Annotated in this window: 21 protein-coding genes; 8 read left to right on the plus strand and 13 right to left on the minus strand. The window is 38.8% G+C overall.

What is annotated here, in order from left to right:
- Positions 1-304 precede the first annotated feature (304 nt).
- Positions 305-2,296: an LTA synthase family protein gene (locus tag CWB66_RS05800; protein WP_138584649.1), complete on the minus strand. Its 1,992-nt coding sequence runs from the start codon at positions 2,294-2,296 to the stop codon at positions 305-307.
- Positions 2,297-2,557: 261 nt separating this feature from the next.
- Here CWB66_RS05800 and CWB66_RS05805 point away from each other — a divergent pair, with 261 nt between their 5' ends.
- The 4 genes from CWB66_RS05805 to serA are packed head-to-tail and all read left to right on the plus strand — an operon-like array spanning position 2,558 to position 5,667.
- Positions 2,558-3,106 carry a hypothetical protein gene (locus CWB66_RS05805; RefSeq protein ID WP_077537108.1) on the plus strand — a complete coding sequence of 183 codons (549 nt, stop codon included), beginning with the start codon at positions 2,558-2,560 and terminating at the stop codon, positions 3,104-3,106.
- Positions 3,107-3,125: 19 nt separating this feature from the next.
- Positions 3,126-3,722, plus strand: coding sequence for a 5-formyltetrahydrofolate cyclo-ligase (locus CWB66_RS05810; protein WP_138584650.1), 597 nt, complete (start codon positions 3,126-3,128; stop codon positions 3,720-3,722).
- Positions 3,723-3,774: 52 nt separating this feature from the next.
- Positions 3,775-4,428, plus strand: coding sequence for a ribose-5-phosphate isomerase RpiA (gene rpiA / locus CWB66_RS05815; RefSeq protein ID WP_138584651.1), 654 nt, complete (start codon positions 3,775-3,777; stop codon positions 4,426-4,428).
- A gap of 9 nt (positions 4,429-4,437) precedes the next feature.
- Positions 4,438-5,667, plus strand: a complete 1,230-nt coding sequence (gene serA, locus CWB66_RS05820) for a phosphoglycerate dehydrogenase (RefSeq protein WP_138584652.1) — start codon at positions 4,438-4,440, stop codon at positions 5,665-5,667.
- A 32-nt stretch (positions 5,668-5,699) separates the two neighbouring features.
- Here the strand turns inward: serA and panP are convergent, their stop codons facing one another.
- Positions 5,700-7,325, minus strand: coding sequence for a pyridoxal-dependent aspartate 1-decarboxylase PanP (panP, locus tag CWB66_RS05825; RefSeq protein ID WP_138584653.1), 1,626 nt, complete (start codon positions 7,323-7,325; stop codon positions 5,700-5,702).
- Between the two features lie 271 nt (positions 7,326-7,596).
- Here panP and CWB66_RS05830 point away from each other — a divergent pair, with 271 nt between their 5' ends.
- Positions 7,597-9,480, plus strand: a complete 1,884-nt coding sequence (locus tag CWB66_RS05830; RefSeq protein WP_138584654.1) for an EAL domain-containing protein — start codon at positions 7,597-7,599, stop codon at positions 9,478-9,480.
- A 13-nt stretch (positions 9,481-9,493) separates the two neighbouring features.
- Here CWB66_RS05830 and trmB read toward each other — a convergent pair whose 3' ends face one another.
- From trmB to folB, 8 genes are all read right to left on the minus strand, one after another.
- Positions 9,494-10,162, minus strand: coding sequence for a tRNA (guanine(46)-N(7))-methyltransferase TrmB (trmB, locus tag CWB66_RS05835; RefSeq protein ID WP_138584655.1), 669 nt, complete (start codon positions 10,160-10,162; stop codon positions 9,494-9,496).
- Positions 10,162-10,929: an ABC transporter permease gene (locus CWB66_RS05840; RefSeq protein ID WP_007584748.1), complete on the minus strand. Its 768-nt coding sequence runs from the start codon at positions 10,927-10,929 to the stop codon at positions 10,162-10,164. The genes trmB and CWB66_RS05840 overlap by 1 nt, the downstream gene beginning before the upstream one ends.
- Positions 10,930-11,859, minus strand: coding sequence for an ABC transporter ATP-binding protein (locus CWB66_RS05845; protein WP_138584656.1), 930 nt, complete (start codon positions 11,857-11,859; stop codon positions 10,930-10,932).
- Complete coding sequence (locus CWB66_RS05850) at positions 11,859-12,479, minus strand: flavin prenyltransferase UbiX (RefSeq protein WP_138584657.1); 621 nt, start codon at positions 12,477-12,479, stop codon at positions 11,859-11,861. Before CWB66_RS05850 ends, CWB66_RS05845 begins: the two co-directional genes overlap by 1 nt.
- Position 12,480: 1 nt before the next feature.
- Positions 12,481-13,836 carry a UDP-N-acetylmuramate:L-alanyl-gamma-D-glutamyl-meso-diaminopimelate ligase gene (gene mpl, locus CWB66_RS05855; protein ID WP_138584658.1) on the minus strand — a complete coding sequence of 452 codons (1,356 nt, stop codon included), beginning with the start codon at positions 13,834-13,836 and terminating at the stop codon, positions 12,481-12,483.
- Between the two features lie 176 nt (positions 13,837-14,012).
- Positions 14,013-14,813, minus strand: a complete 801-nt coding sequence (locus CWB66_RS05860) for an undecaprenyl-diphosphate phosphatase (RefSeq protein ID WP_138584659.1) — start codon at positions 14,811-14,813, stop codon at positions 14,013-14,015.
- Complete coding sequence (gene folK / locus CWB66_RS05865) at positions 14,810-15,298, minus strand: 2-amino-4-hydroxy-6-hydroxymethyldihydropteridine diphosphokinase (RefSeq protein WP_138584660.1); 489 nt, start codon at positions 15,296-15,298, stop codon at positions 14,810-14,812. The genes CWB66_RS05860 and folK overlap by 4 nt, the downstream gene beginning before the upstream one ends.
- Positions 15,299-15,658: a dihydroneopterin aldolase gene (gene folB / locus CWB66_RS05870; RefSeq protein WP_138584661.1), complete on the minus strand. Its 360-nt coding sequence runs from the start codon at positions 15,656-15,658 to the stop codon at positions 15,299-15,301.
- Between the two features lie 247 nt (positions 15,659-15,905).
- On the opposite strand from folB, the gene plsY reads away from it, so the two are divergent.
- Complete coding sequence (gene plsY, locus CWB66_RS05875) at positions 15,906-16,517, plus strand: glycerol-3-phosphate 1-O-acyltransferase PlsY (RefSeq protein ID WP_138584662.1); 612 nt, start codon at positions 15,906-15,908, stop codon at positions 16,515-16,517.
- Positions 16,518-16,528: 11 nt separating this feature from the next.
- Here the strand turns inward: plsY and tsaD are convergent, their stop codons facing one another.
- Genes tsaD through CWB66_RS05890 form a run of 3 tightly spaced genes read right to left on the minus strand, consistent with a single transcriptional unit; the run spans position 16,529 to position 18,517 of the window.
- Complete coding sequence (gene tsaD, locus CWB66_RS05880; protein WP_077537094.1) at positions 16,529-17,542, minus strand: tRNA (adenosine(37)-N6)-threonylcarbamoyltransferase complex transferase subunit TsaD; 1,014 nt, start codon at positions 17,540-17,542, stop codon at positions 16,529-16,531.
- Between the two features lie 38 nt (positions 17,543-17,580).
- Positions 17,581-18,171: a YjaG family protein gene (locus tag CWB66_RS05885; RefSeq protein WP_138584663.1), complete on the minus strand. Its 591-nt coding sequence runs from the start codon at positions 18,169-18,171 to the stop codon at positions 17,581-17,583.
- Complete coding sequence (locus CWB66_RS05890) at positions 18,164-18,517, minus strand: putative signal transducing protein (RefSeq protein WP_138584664.1); 354 nt, start codon at positions 18,515-18,517, stop codon at positions 18,164-18,166. Before CWB66_RS05890 ends, CWB66_RS05885 begins: the two co-directional genes overlap by 8 nt.
- Positions 18,518-18,587: 70 nt before the next feature.
- On the opposite strand from CWB66_RS05890, the gene CWB66_RS05895 reads away from it, so the two are divergent.
- Both CWB66_RS05895 and CWB66_RS05900 read left to right on the plus strand, forming a co-directional pair.
- Positions 18,588-19,010, plus strand: a complete 423-nt coding sequence (locus tag CWB66_RS05895; RefSeq protein WP_077537091.1) for a DUF2721 domain-containing protein — start codon at positions 18,588-18,590, stop codon at positions 19,008-19,010.
- 320 nt (positions 19,011-19,330) lie between these two features.
- Positions 19,331-20,215 carry a LysR family transcriptional regulator gene (locus CWB66_RS05900; RefSeq protein WP_077537090.1) on the plus strand — a complete coding sequence of 295 codons (885 nt, stop codon included), beginning with the start codon at positions 19,331-19,333 and terminating at the stop codon, positions 20,213-20,215.
- The last annotated feature ends 220 nt before the right edge of the window (positions 20,216-20,435 follow it).

Raw genomic sequence — 20,435 nt, forward strand, 5'->3', positions numbered from 1 at the left:
GACGAATAAAACAGCTAATAAACCTGAACTCTGGATAATAAATCTATCTCTAGCAGCTATTTTCAGCGCTAACTGCGTTGAATTTACTTGCAATAGGCCAGCTATTGACGCGTAAATTCGCCTTATTTTCACTGAAAATTTCTGGCTAGAGAAAGTAAATTTAAATATCACCATGATTCAATAAGTTAGTAAATCTCTTAACCAGAGTTCAGGTTAAATACAAAAAAAGCGCCAATTGGCGCTTTTTTTATGCATAATTAAAGTATCAAAAATTAAATAAAGGCAGCCTGTAAAAACTGCTTTTTTAATCCATCCCTCTGGTAAGCAAATGCCACGCTGTAGCCATATATTGATTATATGCTTGCTCTGTTTGGCTATCGACGGCTTTAAATTCAGGTTTATGGTTCGGTGATAAACGTGTTTTATCAAGCGGATCTATTTTTTGGTATTCATAGATCGAAGATAAATCACCACGCCAAAGCTCTGTTTCAGTTCGTATTGTTTGAAAGCCAAATACAGTGCGCTCTTTTTGTGGTGCATTTAGTAATGATTGCCCCATACTATAAAACTCAGTATTTTTTGGCGCTATTAGGTTTAATAAAGTCGGTGCAATATCCATGTGGCTTGCCAGTTGATCTTTAGCAACCCAGTTTGAATTAACCCCTTTACCATAAATTACAATCGGGACATGAGTTAGCTCGTATAGATCAGGCTGGTGATGAAGGTAACGACGACCATAATGATCCCCCGTTATTATAAATAAAGCATCTGGGTATCGCTGCTCCATTTTACGAACAAACTGACCTAACATTTTGTCTGAGTACCAAAGGTGCCCCAACACATAAGGGTCTAGCAAGTCATCACCTAAGGCTTGGATTTCTTTTGGATAATCTGCCAAAGATTTAAAAGGGTAACCATATTGATCTAAATCTAGGTTAAATGGACCATGGTAGCTGCCGCTCATAATGAGATTAAAACTTTTATCGTTTGTTGTCTTATCAACTAAATCAAATAATTGCCCATCGTCAATTCCCCACACACCAGCACTGCCTTTTCCTCCAGCATCAACTGCTGAAAATACTTTATCGACACCTTGTGAAAGTGCATATTCTCCGACATTTTGCCATGATAATAAGCCACCATAGTAAAATCGGCTTTTGTAACCTAGCTGCTCTACTTGGCTAAATATTGACATTTTACTGGTTGGCTTTTGAGGTCCAATACGGCTCATATTCACACCAGCATACGCAATACCCGACATAAGGCTTGATAACGAATTCATTGTGCTACTTGCGGCAGGTAAAACATTATCTAAATAGATGCCTTTACTCGCTAAGTTACTTAGTTCGTTAGTTAAGTTAAGTGATGCATATTTTTGTTGTAACGGCCAAGCATCGTAACTTTCCATTACGATAAAAAACACCTGTGATGGAGCAGCCAATAATGGAGCATTTGTTTTTTGCTCAAAAGCGGCTAGAGGGTTTTCTATCGTTGGTAAGTTTTTTTCTAGATAAGGGTTGTGGCCATTTAAACCAAAGCTCTGTAAGTCGTTATAGTCTTTAATCGCATAAATAAAGCTTCTAAACGGGTTTATGACTAGGTTATTTACAAATGCATCGGCTGTTACTGCTGACCATTTTCTTGACGCTGGACGTGTTTCAAAAGATCCTCGTATTGCGCATATAAATAACACAACAATTAATATAATTAGTATTGTGCGCTTATAAATACAAGTAGTGAAAAGGCGATTAATAAATGTATAGTGTTTTTGATCAACCACTTTATTTATTTTAAACGTTAGCGCTAATAAAATAACTAAACTAAGAAGACTACCCCATGGTTTATATTGCTCAACAACTGTTAAAGCAATAGCCTGTTGATCGTCTTTCAACCCTTCTAGCATAAAGTAGTTAAATTGGCTGCCGTACTCTGTTATATAAGTAACACTCACAATGCATAGTAACGTGGTGACTATAAAAAATATTCTTCCCGTATACAGACGAGCCTTACTTACCCAGTGCCCTAAATGCATAGGTTGTAAAATACAGTTTAAAAGAAATGCGATGCTAAAGCATACACCGGTAGCTGCTGAATCAAATGCAAAACCCGCTTTTAACGTTGCAAAGATAGCATCTGCATCTAACTGTGCTGTTATTCTGTCTTTAAAATAGATCAAAAAGAAAACGCGAAAACTCATAAAAAGTAAAACGCCGGCAAACCATAGTGTTGCAATACGCCCACTTTCTTTTACAAACTGTAGCCAACGACTCGCAGGAGCCGTGTGAGAATCAAACAAAGGTGTGTCCTTAAATGAAATATCCTTGGGCGCGCAATTTTACTGAATAAACAAAAGCCAACAACAAAACAAATGTAATGATTTGTAATTATTCTTGCTATTGTAAAAACTGGCTTTTAAATAATTGCCATAACTCTACCTCCCAAATACAACATGATTCGATAGCCATTATTTAAATGACTTTAATTTATAGGTAGGACTGCATTTCTAAATGAGTTAGGTTTATACTCGTTAAATAATAAAAGCTTTAAGGGTAGTTAGATGGCCGACAATTTTCGCGTTATATTTGCAGGGTTAGCTGATGGCACTAACGCTAAAACAGCATGTACAAACCTAGCAGAAAAATTAAAAACCTCTGAAGAAAAAGTAACTGCTTTTTTTAAGGGTAAATCACTCTTCGCACCGAGCAATAAAGATAAAGCCTTAAAACAGGCTAAATTACTTGCTAGTTTAGGGATCCAAAGCAAACTACAAGCCGTTTCGAGTAACACCCAAAGCACTTCTGCTCTAGCAAATAATGATCGACGTGATGAACGAATTTTTGATGCCCTAGATTACATCACAAGTAGCTTAATTCGCCTTGAAGAAAAACTAGAAGAGCTAGAGCAACGTCTTCCTGAAATTGAATCAAAAACACCCGTTTCAAATAGTGAAGAATGGCAGGACGACGATCTTATGCTTGATGAAGAGCTTATTAGCCCGCCTAATGAACGCAGTAATATCGTTTTATATTCACTTATAGCAACAGTAATCACACTGCTCATAGTGTTAGCTGCATATTTAGCATTTCCTAATTTATTCTCTTTTTAATTATATTCTGGGAACGAAAATGAGCAATAAACGTTCACAGATAAGAGAATATATCCGTAAAACCCGTAATAACTTATCAAAAAGTCAACAGGGTACAGCGGCTCAGCAAGTAAACATGAATTTTATTCAATATTTAAAAGATAAAAAAACAACTAAAAAAGAGCATATTGCAATTTATTTAACTAATGACGGAGAGTTAGACACTTCATTGTTAATTAAGAGTTTATGGGATTTAAATCACCACATCTACCTCCCTGTAATACACCCCTTCAATGGCGCTAATTTACTATTTCAGCGTTATGAAAAAAACTCACCCATGAGAGCAAATCGCTATGGTATCTTGGAACCTAAGCTCAACTGCACTCAAATATGCCCGTTACCAACGCTTGATTACTTACTTATGCCACTTGTTGCATTTGATGAACAAGGTAATCGTTTGGGAATGGGGGGTGGATTTTACGATAGAACGTTGGCACGTTTACATGATCAACACTGGCAAAAACCGCAACTAATTGGCTTAGCACATGAATGCCAAAAAGTTGATGAGCTACCTATTGAATCGTGGGACGTACCACTTAAAACTATTATCACTCCAGATAAAACCTACTGCTGGTAACACGTTAACTTGTATACTAGCGACATATTTATGACTAAATGAGCACAGAGCAATGACACAAGACGAATTAAAAAAAGCTGCAGCATGGGCTGCACTCGAGTTTGTAAAAGAAAACACCATAGTTGGTGTAGGCACAGGCTCAACAGTTAATCATTTTATTGATGCATTAGGCTCAGTAAAAGACACAATTGTAGGCGCGGTATCAAGCTCAGAAGCCTCTACTGCTCGTTTAAAAGAGTTAGGTATTGAAGTGTTTGAGCTTAACAACATCGATGTTTTAGATGTATACGTTGATGGCGCAGATGAAATTAACGCCCAAAATGAAATGATCAAAGGCGGTGGTGCTGCTCTTACTCGCGAAAAAATAGTCGCGGCTGTTGCTAAACAATTTGTATGTATTGTTGATGACACTAAATTAGTAGAGACACTAGGAGATTTCCCACTTCCGGTAGAAGTTATTCCAATGGCGCGCAGCTACGTAGCACGTGAGTTGTTAAAATTGGGGGGCGATCCTGTTTACCGTCAAGGCGTAGTGACCGATAACGGTAACGTTATTTTAGATGTGTACAATTTAAATATTACCAATGCTAAACAACTTGAAGCACAAATAAATTCAATTGTTGGCGTAGTTACCAATGGCCTATTCGCAGAGCGTGGCGCTGATAAAGTAATTATCGGCACTAAAAATGGGCCTCAAATTAAATAGGATGAGGTTATGAGTAAGGTATCATTAGCAAAAGACAAAATTAAAATTCTCTTGCTTGAGGGTGTGCACCAAAGCGCAGTTGAAACGCTAAAGCGCAATGGTTATAGCAATATCGACTACGTTAAAACATCCCTACCTGAGGACGAGCTCAAAGACCGTATTAAAGATGCACACTTTGTAGGGCTTCGTTCTCGCACTCATATAAATGAAGCCGTATTAGATGCGGCTGAAAAGCTCATCGCAATTGGCTGTTTTTGTATTGGTACAAACCAAGTTGACTTAAACAGCGCACGCGAACGTGGTATTGCCGTATTTAATGCGCCATTTTCTAACACTCGCTCAGTTGCAGAGCTGGTGCTTGGTGAGATTTTATTATTATTACGTGGTATCCCACAACGTAATGCAGCAGCTCACCGTGGCGGTTGGTTAAAAACGGCCAATGGTTCGTTTGAAGCGCGTGGCAAAACATTAGGTATCATTGGCTATGGTCATATTGGTACGCAACTAGGTATCATGGCCGAAAACATTGGTATGAACGTTGATTTTTACGACATTGAAGATAAATTATCACTTGGGAACGCCACTCAAGTACATAATTTAACTCAGTTATTACAACGCTCTGATATCATTAGCTTGCACGTACCAGAAACGCCTCAAACTAAAAACCTAATTGGCACTGCTGAGCTTGCTGTTATGAAGCATGGGGCTATTTTAATTAATGCTTCTCGCGGAACTGTGGTTGATATTGACGCACTTGCAGAGGCATTAACAGAGAAAAAACTCAGTGGTGCAGCAATCGATGTATTCCCAGTTGAGCCTAAATCTAACGATGAGGAATTTGTATCGCCATTGCGTGAGTTCGACAATGTTATTTTAACGCCGCACATTGGTGGTTCAACACAAGAAGCACAAGAAAATATTGGCATTGAAGTTGCCGGTAAACTAGCTAAATACTCAGATAATGGCTCTACCATCACCGCTGTCAACTTTCCTGAAGTATCACTGCCAGAGCTTGCTAATCGTAGCCGCTTATTACACGTACACCACAATCGCCCTGGCGTATTAACACAAATTAACCAAGCTTTTGCCCAGCACGGTATTAATATTGCCGCGCAGTATTTGCAAACTGATGAAGCAATTGGTTATGTTGTTATTGATGTGGATACAGATCATTCAGAAGTTGCACTAAAAGAACTCAGTGCCGTTGAGGGAACAATTAGAGCGCGTATTTTACATTAATATTTAAAAGGGTCCTTATGGACCCTTTTAAACTACATGTACTTTCTTAAATACTTTTTGAACACGGGATCGGTTTTAGCCAATTCTTTTTGCTCAGCTAAAATATCTTTTAAAATAGCCCCCGATGTAAGTGGGTTTGCAAGTACAACCCTAAATACAACGGTTGGCTGGTTATCATATTTAGAAGGTGTTAAACGCGTACGTGATACAAACGAGCGACCTGATTCACGCTGCCTTTTTTGCATGCTGGCAGTAAAGCGATTCAATGATGCAAAAATATCTAAACGCGTTGCGGCATCCGCTTCAGCTATTGCTTGTTTTATTTTTTTAGGTACGTAGCGGTATGTTAATAAACACAACTCGGGCTCTGAAATAAGTTCGAAATCCTCGTCGGCTTTAATTAAATCAGCAAAATAGTACGCCTTTTTTATGCTTCTATCGATCAACATTTCGTAGCCTTTACGACCAATAACACGTAAGCAAGCATGCACTAACATCGCCATTCCAGGACGGCTACCTTCAAGCGTGTGACTACCTAAGTCTTTAGAGCCTTTACGCAAAATATACTCTGCGTGGTGTTCTATTGCATCAGTTGCCGCAGGGTCTTTAAATAAAACCAAACCTGCTCCCATTGGTACATACATTTGTTTGTGTGCATCAATGGTGATTGAATCAGCGCGTTCAATGCCTTTTAATAAAGGGCGATGAGTCGTTGATAAAAGTGTTGCTCCTCCCCATGCTGCATCGACATGAAAATGACAATTAATTTGTTCTGCTAAATCGGCCATTTCATTAAGGGGATCTATATTCCCTGTTTCGGTCGTACCAGCGACCCCAATAATTGCCATTACTTTAACGCCTTGCGATTCTAGCTCAAGTGCCTTTTCACGCATCGCTCCTACATCGACTTTATTATCTTCGCTGGTTTTAATGCCGATTAAATTTTCGCGACCGATACCTAATAAATCTACCGATTTACCTAACGAGTAATGTCCACGTTCTGATATTAATACCGCTAAACCTTTGTATCCGTAATGCAGCATACCAGCAATTAAGCCTTGTGCGCCTATCCCTCTAAAATCACCATCAGGCTTGAATAAGCGATTTCGTGCAATCCAAAGCGCAGTAATATTAGCAACCGTACCACCTGAGCAAAAAGCACCGAGAGAGGTCTTAGCGCTGTGCATCCATTTAGAATAAAATGAGTCTTCTTGCCCATAAGCTAAATGATGCATCATTCCAAGCACTTGGCGCTCAAGAGGTGTAAATGCTTTAGACGTTTCTATTTTTACTAGGTTTTGGTTTAGCCCCACCATCAATTTTGACAGCGGTAATAAAAAATGTGGCAAAGCCGAAGTCATGTGACCTATAAAACTGGGGGCTGCGGTATGCACTGAATGCGCAACGAGCTGCTCCATTATGTCCTGTGCATAAGCAGATACAAACGTTGGATCCTCAGGGATAACAGCCGATTGAAAGTCTTTTTCAATTTCATGCAATGGTTTTTCAATTGCCGCAATATTTTCGTTTAAGAAACCTGCTAAATTACTCGAAATTTCAAGCTCGATTTTGCTTAAAGTTGAGTCTGGCGCTTCAGGTACAGTAAATATACGCTTAAGGCTTTCTTTAGAGGCGACGGCACAACGCTTTTGATCCATCTTAATACCTAGTGTGTGTAGCTAAAACACGTGTTTATCAGAGGAAAATGCTCAATTTAGGCATTTTTTAAGCAACAGTGTTTTTGAATAATTGCGCTAACTTTACTGCAATATAACTAAAATGTCTCGTTTAAAGCCATAAAAGCGCTCAAATCCATGACAAAAAAATGATAATTTAATTAATATTTTAATCAGCCCAATAAATACCAATTATTTATTGGGCATTTACATATTTTGCGTATAATAAAACGATAATAAAAAAGGAATATCTATGCTTAAAGGAAGAGTGAAAGTAAGTTGGTTAATGGCTGGCTTTTCATTATTTTTAATCAGTTTACTTACTTACGTTTACTATACCTATCAAACGACCCGCGCTGAAATAATGCAATCGGTCGACACCCGCCTACTAAATGCTGCAACTAGCGTAAAGCATATTTTGGGCGAGGAGTACCTAAGCAGAGTTAATCGAGGTGAAGCCATTGATTTTTCTGAATATCAAACTAAGAGTAAACAGCTTTCTGAGTTTGCCCAAGCGCTCGACATCGCTTATGTTTACTCTATGATATTAAAGAACGACAAAATTTACTTTAGTGGTTCTAGCTATACACAAGACGATCTAAGCAATGGCAAAGTAACTCAGTTTTTAGATATTTACCCTGAAGCAACAGATGCAAATATTAGCGCTTTTTATTCAACCGAACCCGTATTTGAAATATCGAGCGATCAATGGGGTCATTTTAAAAGCATTTTTATTCCTTATGTTGATACAGCGAGTGGGCACACCTACCTAACCGGTGCCGACATTACAATTTATGATTTAAACCAAAAGCTTAAGGAAAGTGTATCTAAAGCAGCGGCAATGGCGAGTTTCTTCTTTTTTATCGCATTACTTGTTGCAGCTATTTATATCTATTTGCTCAAGCGTTCTTTAGCAACAGACTCAAGTACAGGCTTTGAAAATCATATTGCTCTTGAGTATTTTATTAAACAAAGTAATGCACACCATATGCAACTTGCAGTTATTTGGATCAACGAAATTGAAGATATAAATAGCTTCTATGGTACTGAGGTCGGCGATAAAGTAATGAAAAACTTACTTATTCATTTTAAACGCCGCAGCTCTTCTCGTTGTCGTGTGTACCGCTTAGCGACGAATAAGCTAGTGTTACTTGCGCCTAAGGAAATCCCTTACGATGAATTTACTGATCTTATTGAAACCTATAACTTTAATACTCCACTACTCACCGACCCATTTATTTATATTACTCTGTGCGCAGGAATAGCCAGTGGCAATAAATCGCTGCTACTCGAAAATGCTCACATAGCGGCATTACAAGCCAAACAAGGTCGTCATACCGTCGTTAATTACTCAAAAGCACTTCACGATGTAAAAGTGCAATATCAATACAATGTCGAAATGGCTAAAGAGGTTCGCGAAGCGTTTGATAACAATCGCATTGTCCCTTATTTTCAGCCTATTATTGATATAAACACTAAACGCGTAGTGCAGTATGAATGTTTAGCGCGCATGGTTACAGCAAGTGGTGAAATACTCAAGCCTGAGGCTTTTTTAAATGTAGTTACCCGTTCAAGAATGGATGGCTTATTGACCCGCACACTATTTTCACAATGTATTAGCCGCTTTAGAAAAACAGATATTTGCTGGAGCTTAAATATAACCGCGCAAGATATGCTTGATCCTAGTTTGAGTGAGTTTATAGCCGACGAATTAAAACGTTATCCACACCCGAGCAACATCACTTTGGAACTTTTGGAAACACAGGCAATTGCTAATTTTTCAGAGGTCAAAGCATTTATAGGAATGGTTAAAACCAAAGGCGTAAAAGTAATTATTGATGATTTTGGTAGCGGTTATTCGAATATTTCTAACGTGCTTAAGCTTGAAGTCGATGGCATTAAACTAGATGGCGCTTTAATAAAGCAAATAGTAAACGATAAAGATATCTATTTATTTATTGAGCACATTGCTAGCTTTGCAAATCAGTTGGGATTACAGTTAATGGCTGGATCGGTGGAAAATGCGACCATAGTGACCGCGCTGAAAAAAGCGAATGTGACGCTGATGCAAGGTGTTTACTTTGCTCACCCAGCGCCACATGTTAATTCCCAAAGTAATGAAGAATTAACAAGCTAAATTGGTCATCAAATTAGGTTAAATTAATAATAAGTCGGTGGCTTTGCTGGCCACTGGCCCAGTATTTTCGCTCAAAAGGCGTAATCGCATCATCAGATTCATAAAGCGCTACATCGCAAGAGTTACCAGTGAGTTCAAGCGCTCTAGCAAACTCTTTAACGTAAATATCCCAATTACTACGTACTTCTAGCAAACCGCCTAATTTAACTATAAACGGAAAAATAGCCGCGCCATGCCAACGTCTTCGAATATGCTTAGACTTAGGCCATGGGTTTGGATACAACAAATAATGGTGTGTAGGTTGCCAATTAGCTGCAACCGCTAAACGCCAAAAGTCATTTAAGTCTGCTTGCACTAAAATATATTGCCCGCTGTCGGTCTGTTTATATTCAACATCATGTTTATCAAGGCGGTGCGATGATTTATCAATGCCTACCACAAGTGCATCAGGATGGCGCTTAGCTAAGTTAGCTGAGCTTTCACCCACGCCACAGCACGAGTCTAAAATAAGCGGGCCATTAAAGGCCTGTACTTTAGCGTTTACTTCATCAAATGCGGCCTGAGTATGCGCTGCAATCGGTTTTTTAAACTCAGCCTCTAAGTGCTTATTTACTATTTCATCAAGCTTTTCGTGAATACCCGCTTGATTAGATACAATACTACGTGAATTTGCATCACTCATTAGTGTCTTAGCCCCACACCTTTTTTAATTAACGTAAGCGCTAATGTAAATAACGCTGTTATAAATACTAAAATAACCCCAAGCGCCACGCTTAAATCAACATCCGACACACCTAAAAAGCCGTAACGAAACGCGTTAACCATGTAAATTATAGGGTTTATTTGCGATACGTTTTGCCAAAATTCTGGCAATAGCGTAATTGAATAAAATACACCACCTAAGTAAGTTAATGGCGTTAAAATAAAGGTAGGGATAATGCTTATATCGTCAAAACTATTTGCGTAAATCGCATTAATTAAACCACCTAGTGCAAATACAGCCGAGGTTAAAATAACGGTCGCCATAATTACAAAAATATTATGGATTTGAATATCAACAAATAACAATGACACACAGGTCACTATAAAGCCCACCATTATACCGCGCGTCATACCACCGCCCATATAACCCAGTACAATAATGTAATTAGGAACTGGTGCTACTAATAGCTCTTCAATACTTTTTTGAAACTTTGTTGAATAAAAACTAGAGGCTACATTGGAATAGGAATTAGTAATAACCGACATCATTATAAGGCCTGGTACAATAAACTCCATGTAGCTAAAGCCACCCATGTCGCCAATGCGTGAGCCAATTAAGTTACCAAAAATAACAAAATATAAACTCATTGTAATTGCAGGCGGTACTAAGGTTTGCACCCAAATACGTAAAAAACGAATACATTCTTTGATCCATAAACTTTTTAAGGCTACGCCATATTTAAACATTTATTCGCCCCGCCCTTGCTCTAGTAATCCGACAAATAACTCTTCGAGTCTGTTTGCTTTATTTCGCATACTTAACACTGTATTACCTTGGTTTGTTAATGCGCTAAATACCGCATTTAAGCCCTGTGATTTAGCGACTTCGACTTCAACAGTATGATCATCCGTCATGGTAAATTTATAACCATCAAGTGTGACTGGATTTGCTGGCACTTTTAAATCTAAAATAAAGGTTTCTTTATCAAGCTTTGCAAGCAGTGCTTTAATTGTGGTGTTTTCAACAATTCGGCCACTGTCGATAATAGCAATGTTTTTACACAGTAATTCGGCTTCTTCAAGGTAATGGGTGGTTAAAATAATGGTCACGCCTTGCTCATTAATTTGGCGTAAAAAGTCCCACATTGAACGGCGTAATTCTATATCGACCCCTGCTGTTGGCTCATCAAGTATAAGCAGTTTTGGTTCGTGCATGAGTGCGCGAGCAATCATTAAGCGGCGTTTCATACCACCTGAAAGCGTACGCGCTTGTTTGTCTTTTTTCTCAAGTAAGCCAAGCTGCGCTAGGTATTTGTCGGCGCGCTTGTGGGCTTCACCGCGTGGCACACCATAATAACCAGCTTGATTAACGAGTATTTGGCTAAGCGTTTCAAATTGACTGAAGTTAAACTCTTGCGGCACTAAGCCCAAATGCGCTTTAGCTGCTTCTAAGTCAGCATCAATATCACAACCGAATACCTCTACTTTACCTTTTGTTTTATTCACCAAAGACGAAATAACACCAATAGTGGTTGATTTACCCGCTCCATTTGGACCAAGCAGCGCAAAAAAGTCGCCCTCTCGCACTTGTAAATCAACGCCTTTTATAGCCTCAACACCATTTTTATAAACCTTGGTAAGGCCTTCAATATTTAAAGCAATAGTTTGCTTATTCATTACTTACCCTCACCATAACCCCAACGTTTTGTTAGGCTATGTTCAATGTTTAAATGATCTAAAATTCTCGCCACCATAAAATCAACTAAGTCTTCAATACTTTGCGGTTTATGATAAAAGCCAGGTGCCGCAGGCATAATAGTTACCCCTAAACGAGAAAGCTTTAGCATGTTTTCTAAATGAATTTCGTTAAATGGTGTTTCGCGTGGTACTAAAATAAGCTGCCCGCGTTCTTTAATAACCACATCAGCGGCGCGCTCTAATAAGTTATCTGACGCCCCTACCGCAATTGCTGATACAGAGCCTGCACTACACGGGCATACTACCATTTTTTTAGGCGCCGCAGAGCCCGAGGCTACTGGGCTAAACCAGTTATCTTTACCATATACCTTTAACTGCTCGGGTTTGGCATTAAACAGCGCACTTAACTGTTCAGTTGCTTTATCTTCATTACCAGAGAGCTTAATGTTTGATTCTGTATCAAGCACCACTCGCGCAGCACTTGAGATAAGTACGTAAACTTGAAATTGCTGCTCAAGCAACACTTCAAGCAGCCTTAAACCATAAGGCGCACCCGATGCGCCACTAAAAGCGAGCGTAATTTTATCTTTAAATTGCACGTTATTCTCCGCTGTATTTAGCAGCTAAACCATCAACAAGGTGTTGATGAAGACCATTAAAACCGCCATTGCTCATAATTAAAATATGTTGATTAGGCTCAATATTTTCGAGCACTGTATCAATAATTGTTTGTGTACTGCTAAAGCACTGCATATCGGCTTTATCTGCTTGCTCTTTTAGCGACCAATTTAGATTCTCTGGCTCAAAAAGTAGCACGTCGTCAGCATCACGTAGTGAATCTAATAATGTATATTGGTGCACGCCCATTTTCATGGTGTTTGAGCGTGGCTCTAAAATAGCGATAATTTTTTCATCGCCTACTTTAGCGCGCAGTCCTGCTAGCGTTGTTTTAATTGCCGTTGGGTGATGCGCAAAGTCGTCATACACTTTAATATTATTTATATCAGCCTTTAGCTCCATGCGCCTTTTCGGGCTAATAAACTCCCCTAACGCATCAATACTATGGTCAATCGCAATACCCACATGACGCGCAGCAGCAATGCTCATAATCGCATTTTTAACGTTATGCTCGCCTATTGCTTGCCAGCAAACAGTGCCCTGCTTTTCGTTATTTAAAAGTACATTAAACTCACTACCATCTGCTTTTATTAATTCATAGCCCCAGTCATCCCCTAGGGTTTCGCTTTCACTCCAAAGCCCTTGTGTTATTACATCATTAAGCGCTACGTCTTGCTTTGGCCAAATTACTTTGCCACTTTGAGGTAATGTACGCATTAAGTGATGAAATTGTTTTTTTATTGCGTTTAAATCTTCAAAAATATCAGCATGATCAAATTCAAGATTGTTTAAAATAAGCGTACGCGGAAGGTAGTGTACAAACTTACTGCGTTTATCAAAAAAAGCGGTATCGTATTCATCCGCTTCGATAACGAAAAATGGCGTTTCGCCCACTTTCGCTGACACCCCAAAGTTTTGCACTATGCCACCAATTAAAAACCCAGGCTTTAAGCCCGCATATTCTAATACCCACGCTAACATACTTGCTGTGGTTGTTTTACCATGCGTACCGGCGACAGCAAGCACCCATGAGTCTTGTAATAAATTATGCTTTAGCCACTCAGGTCCTGAAGTATAAGGCAGGCTTTTATCAAGTACATATTCTACACATGGGTTACCACGGCTCATTGCATTACCAATAACCACCATATCAGGCTTTGGATCTAATTGAGATACGTCATAGCCTTGAGTTAATTCAATGCCAAGTTCTTGCAGCTGCGTGCTCATTGGTGGATAAACGTTTTGATCAGAACCTGTTACTTTATGCCCAAGTGATTTAGCAATGGCAGCAATCCCCCCCATAAACGTGCCACAAATGCCCAAAATATGTATATGCATATACTTTCCTTAAATCGTGTGACTACTTTACTGCGGTGCAAAGTTTAATGGCGCTATGATGCCAAAATTCGCGCTTAGTTACCATTGCGAGTAAGCATTTCACTCGTGCCAAAATGACCACTTAATAACAAAAAAGCCTTCTTAGTCAGAAGGCTTTTTTGTTATTCGATAATTTACTACATCGTTAAAAATATAATCAAGCCTACACCCAGTAATAAGCGATATATTACAAATGGCAGCATCCCCATTCGCTCTATGACTTTTAAAAACATAAATATACATGCATAAGCCGACAAGAACGATAGCACCACACCTAGCAATAACGTATTCCAATCAACAATATGATCGCCTAACGCAAGCTCTGCTGTGTAATATAGCCCCATCATAGAGATAATAGGAATAGCTAATAAAAATGAGAAACGTGCAGCGCTTTGTTTATTCATGCCCAGCATTAAACCTGCAGTCATTGTTATACCTGAACGTGAAGTACCTGGGATCATTGCAACAGCTTGTGCAAAACCAATAATGAGCGCTGTTTTCCAATTAAGTTGGTAAATAGTTTTAATTTGTTTACCTTTTGCATCGGCGTACCAAAGTAGTAAACCAAATACGATGGTTGTTGCAGCAATAATCCATGCGCTGCGTAAGTACAACTCGATTAAGTCTTTTAACAACAAACCTAAAACAGCAGCGGGGACAGTCCCTAAAATTATCCACCAGCCTAATTTACTGTCATCAGTAGTACCTTGCGCGCCAAATGATTTAAACCACGCACTGAGTATATCGGCCACCTCTTTACGAAAATAAATAACCACTGCGATTAAAGTACCAACATGTACCGCCACATCAAACGCGAGTCCTTGATCTTCCCAGCCTAAAATTTGTGATGGTAGAATTAAATGCGCTGAACTCGATATAGGTAAAAATTCAGTGAATCCTTGAATAAGGGCTAAAATAATTATTTCGATAATACTCATGGGTTAGAAAACTCCACCTTCCATAGTTTTTGTTGAGGGTTATTATACGCATTCCATAACTGGGCAATTGTTTGCTTGGCCACTGGATGGTAAAAATTTGGGGCCACTTCACTTAGTGGCTGCAATACAAATGCATTTTTAGTTATTTCATCACGAGGTAATTGCGCAGGGGAGTCGCTAATTACGTCATCATAAAACAGTAAATCTAAATCGAGTGTTCGTGGGCTAAACTTTTTATCGTTTGCGGTACGGCCATTATCTCGTTCTATTTTTTTTAGTAAAGTACATACGTCGGCCAAGGGCATATCAGTTGTAGCAGCAACCACTGAGTTATAAAAATTATTGCCAGCAAACCCCACCGCTTCACTTTCAAAAACAGACGAATGCACAATGTGCTCAAATTGCTGCTTAAGTGCGATTAATGCACATTGAATATAATGCGCTTTATTTATATTTGACCCAAGGCTGATATAAATCTGCGCCATTTAGTTACTTACCTTAGCGCGTGTAATTTCAACACCAACCGTTCGTGCTTGTGCTACAGCTGCGGGCTTACTCACTCTAATAGTTACTTGCGGGGTATTAAATTCAGTCAAAATAATATCTGCTAGCTGCTCCACTAGCGTTTCAAGTAATTCAACAGGCTTAGCGGTGCTGTGTTCAATGACTCGTTCACTCACCTTTGAATAATCAAGTGCTAAATTAATGTCATCATTGGCTGCTGCGGGCTTAATATCACTAAGCATTTCAATATCAAAATAAAGGCTCTGTTTACTTTCTTTTTCAAAGTCGTACACTCCAATAATGGTGTCGACGTGCAATTGAGATATAAATACCTTGTCCATTGATACTCCAAATGACAAAAACGACTGAATAGCGATATTAAGCATTAATAAAATTAATACTGCCTATGCTTTAATCAGTGTTTAAATATGTAAAAAATCCTTCTACAATAACGAAATAGCTAGATTAGCTAATAATTAAAGAAGCATAATAATTTTTTACGATAAATTTTGCCGCCAATAATAGCCCAAAAGCAATGCTAATTGCATTAAATGTGATTAGTATAATGATAAAAAAGTAAGGAAGCGTGTGTTAGCCATTTTGATGTTTGTTTTAGCTTATTTACTCGGGTCGATTTCATCGGCTATATTAGTGTCACGGCTATTCAAACTTTCTGATCCTCGTACTAACGGTTCTAACAACCCCGGCGCTACAAATGTTTACCGACTAGGCGGAACATTGCCCGCATGCCTTGTTTTGGTTTTTGATATTTTAAAAGGCACTATTCCGGTTTGGGGGGCTTACTTTTTAGAGCTGGAACCTTTAGCGCTTGGGTTAGTCGCCGTAGGCGCTTGTTTAGGACATATGTACCCTGTATTTTTTAGCTTTAAGGGCGGTAAAGCTGTAGCAACTGCGTTCGGTTCATTATTGCCTATTGGCTTATCACTAGCTGGTTTGCTGGTATGTACTTGGCTTGTTATTGTTGCAATAACACGTTATTCATCACTTGCCGCATTAGTTACCGTATCGCTAGCCCCTCTTTACACTTGGTTAATAAAACCTCTTTATACGCTTCCAGTTGTATTTATAACGCTATTAATTATTTTTCGTCATCGCACTAATATTGTTCGTTTATTTAGTGGTGATGAACCAAAGGTGGGCGCTAAAAAAGCACCCACTGATGAAAACAAAAATATCTAAAATATGAGTCATTAAATCGGCTCAAGACTGTCTATTGGCCAACGTGGCTTTGTTTTCATATCAAGACTTGCAAATTGGCCAGCCTTTAAACGCTGCATACCTGCATAAGCAATCATAGCACCATTGTCGGTACAAAATTCAGTGCGAGGATAAAACACCTCACCTTTCATACCTTTCATAACACGCTCAAGCTGCAGTCGAAGCTGCGTATTGGCGCTCACTCCACCTGCAATTACTAAACGTTTAATGCCCGTTTGTTTGAGCGCACGCTTACATTTAATAACAAGGGTATCAATAACTGCGGTTTGAAATGCATGCGCTATATCGGCTTTGGTCTGCTCGTCATCGTCATTTTCACGAATAGTAATAGAGGCGGCCGTTTTTAGACCACTAAAACTAAAATCAAGACCGGGTTTATCGGTCATTGGCCGAGGAAATACAAAGCGTTTAGCAACACCTTGCTCAGCCATTTTAGCTAAGCGCGGACCACCTGGATAGTCCAGACCAAGTAACTTAGCCGTTTTATCAAAGGCCTCGCCTGCGGCATCATCAACTGACTCACCGAGTACTTCGTATTGACCAATACCAGCCACTTTCACCATCATGGTATGACCGCCCGATACAAGCAATGCAATAAACGGGAACTCTGGTACATTTTCTTCAAGCATTGGGGCGAGTAAGTGCCCTTCCATATGATGCACTGCAACAGCTGGAATATCCCAACCGTATGCAAGCGAGCGACCAATAGAGGTGCCAACTAATAATGCCCCTACTAGGCCTGGCCCCGCTGTATAGGCGATGCCATCTAAGTCTTCGGGACCACAACCCGCTTGCGCAAAAGCTGCGTCTATAAGCGGTAGCGTTTTTCGAACATGATCGCGCGATGCGAGCTCAGGTACTACGCCCCCATAATCGGCATGTACTTTTACTTGACTGTATAGCTGATGAGCTAATAAGCCTTTTTCGTCATCGTATATCGCAATACCTGTTTCATCACACGACGACTCAATGCCTAAAATTCGCACTGTACTTCTCCTGCCTTTAAAATTTCACTTCGCTGTTTTTATAACGCTAGGCCAATATTGGTTTGGCCATCTTCTAGGGCAAACTTTTTAAGCGCCTTTACGCTTTCAGAGGTAATACGCCCCATGTTTTCTACAAAATCAATTAGCTCACCCAATACTTCAATTTCGTATTGCATTAGTGGATGCTCTCTCACTGCTTTATTATCTGCAACTTCACCTTCAACGGTCATTTGATATTCAATAAAGCGCGCAACGGTGGCTTGCGATATTTTACTCACACTAATGAACTCTTGCTCATCTTGCGCCATTAAACCATGCATTAAACTAAGTAAAGAGGTAGCAGCATCAATTGCAGGGTAAGTACCAAACATATCAAAATCAGCAAGTTCAGGAACATTTGGTTCTATTTTTTCAACTTGTTTTTCGAGATCTATTTTACTTTTAGGCAGTAATATTTTTTCCCAACAAACATTAAGCGAACTACGTAACAAGGTTTCATCACCAAACCCAGTTGCCTCGCTAAATAAACCGTAATTTGGTAGCATGCGCTCTATTAAAGCACTCGCTAAAACGGCTTTTTGTAAATAGTTTAGCTCTCTAATGCGCTGAAAATTATTTGCTTTAGTCATTTTTTAACGTCTCACACGACCAACAAAAATCAAATGTTGATCCATTATGCTCATTGCAGTTAGGGCATACCCAGTCTGGAGCTGATTGTTTTACTTGTTGATAGTTTACCAATATTTGCCGCGCATGGCGCTCTTTTATCACATAAACCTGCACACTAACCTGTGTCTGTTCAAATGGTATCTCACCGATAGCTCCTTGTAGCATTTCACCTGCAATTTTACATTCAATCCCACTTGCGAGTATTAAACCTTTAATAATATTAGCTTCAAGGGTATTTTCAGCTTTGTATATTGTAACCCATTGAAAAGCACTATCTGTTGAACTGCTATTATTAATATTTTGCAATATCCACCTCATTTATTTTATGTTAACAATATCTGCGCTACTTGCATGCTGCACTTTCTAAGGAATAAACATGACACTCACAACCCCAGGCCTACTTTTTCCAGCGATATCACTATTATTACTAGCCTATACAAACCGATTTTTAGTGCTAGCGCAATTAATTAGGGAGTTAAATGCCCGTGAAGGCGAATCAATTCGCCCTGTTGTAGTTGCTCAAATTACTAATTTGAGAAAGCGGATAAACCTAATAAGAACAATGCAGGTATATGGCGTAGCTGCATTTTTATTGTGCACACTGTCTATGTTCGCTTTGTTTATAGAATTTAATACAACCGGTATTATTTTGTTTGGTATTAGTTTGACCTGCCTAAGCTTGTCACTCTTAACTTCCTTGTTTGAGATCTATATTTCATGCGATGCGATCGAAATAGAATTACAAAGCATTGAGAATAAACCTCTTAGTAATCGTATTAACCGTAATTTTGTTAAGTAAAAACTGATACAAGTCATTTTTCACTCAATTATTTATAAATTGTGCTTTAATCAGTACCCTTATTTGTGGCATACTTTTTCATTAAATCGAATGGTTAACTTAATGTAAGATGACTATTAATCTAATTTTAAAAATATTTTTTATTATTTACTTATATTGGATGAATAAAAAGTAAACTTTGAACGGTTAGATATTGAGATATAAAAGGGATTCCCAAAAATTGTAAATACATCAAATATTAATTTTTTAGCCACGCAGCTAAACTTAATATAATTGATGTGTGCACAATTTACAGCTTACTTATAAAAAGGGACTATAGAGTGAGATTTGAACAATTAGAGCAATTTTTAGCGCTTGGCGTATTACGTCATTTTAGACAAGCAGCAGAGCAAACTAAAATAAGTACTTCAGCACTGACCCGCAGCATTCAAACTCTTGAAGATGAAATTGGATATAAATTAGTAAAGCGCTCTACTCGTTCAGTAAAACTGACTCCTGAGGGTGAACTTTTTCTTGAATACGCCCAAAACACCCTCTGTGAACTAGAGCTAACCAAAAAACGTATTTTTCAATCAGCTAATGGCAGCCCTGATGAAAAACTCGTGATTGGCTACACTAATACAGCAAGCAGTATAGTTCCTATTTCTTGTGGGCAATTTTTAGCACAATACCCTCATGTAAAAATAGAGATGCAACTGCAAGAGCAGCACGAACTTAGCCGTAAACTGCAGCAAGGTGAAATAGACATTAGTGTTTACTCCCAAGCAGTTAATAGCATAGGCAGTGATATACATTTACCAGATCAACTCATTTTATTCGTTTCTAATAATCACCCACTTGCTCATCAAAATGATATTAGTAAGCGTGACTTAGATAAATACCCTATGTTTGGCTGCTTTTCCCAATCAAAGCAAGTGCAAACTATGTTAAATGAAGCGATTGATTCTTTGAATAAATCGTCAAGTATTAAAGTGGGTAATATTGATCAGGTGATGGTTGGCCTTGCTAAGTCTGATCATTTTGCTATTGCAAGTATTGAGCATGCAAACACAGTCGCCGAACATTCTGAGTTGGTTCAATTAAAAACTAATAAAGATGTAAGCCATGAACAATTGGTTGTGCAAACAAGCCAAAAAACAGCTGTTGGCGAACATGTAGAGCACTTGTTATCGCTGATCAAAAAGGCAGCAACGGCGATTACGTAACCTAAACTCTGGTTAAGAGATTCATTAACATATTGAAATGTAAAACATGTAAGCTTATCTTTCTCTAACCAGTGATTATCAGTGAAAACAAGGCGAATTTACGTGTCAATAGCGGGCCTATTGCAAGTAAATTCAACGCTGTTAGCACTGACAATAGCAGTTTGAGGTGATTTATTATCCTAAGCTCAGGTTAAATACTTTAGGGAATGAAAATGACAAC

This window comes from Pseudoalteromonas sp. S558 (genome assembly GCF_005886635.1).
In the GTDB taxonomy this organism is placed as follows: domain Bacteria; phylum Pseudomonadota; class Gammaproteobacteria; order Enterobacterales; family Alteromonadaceae; genus Pseudoalteromonas; species Pseudoalteromonas aliena.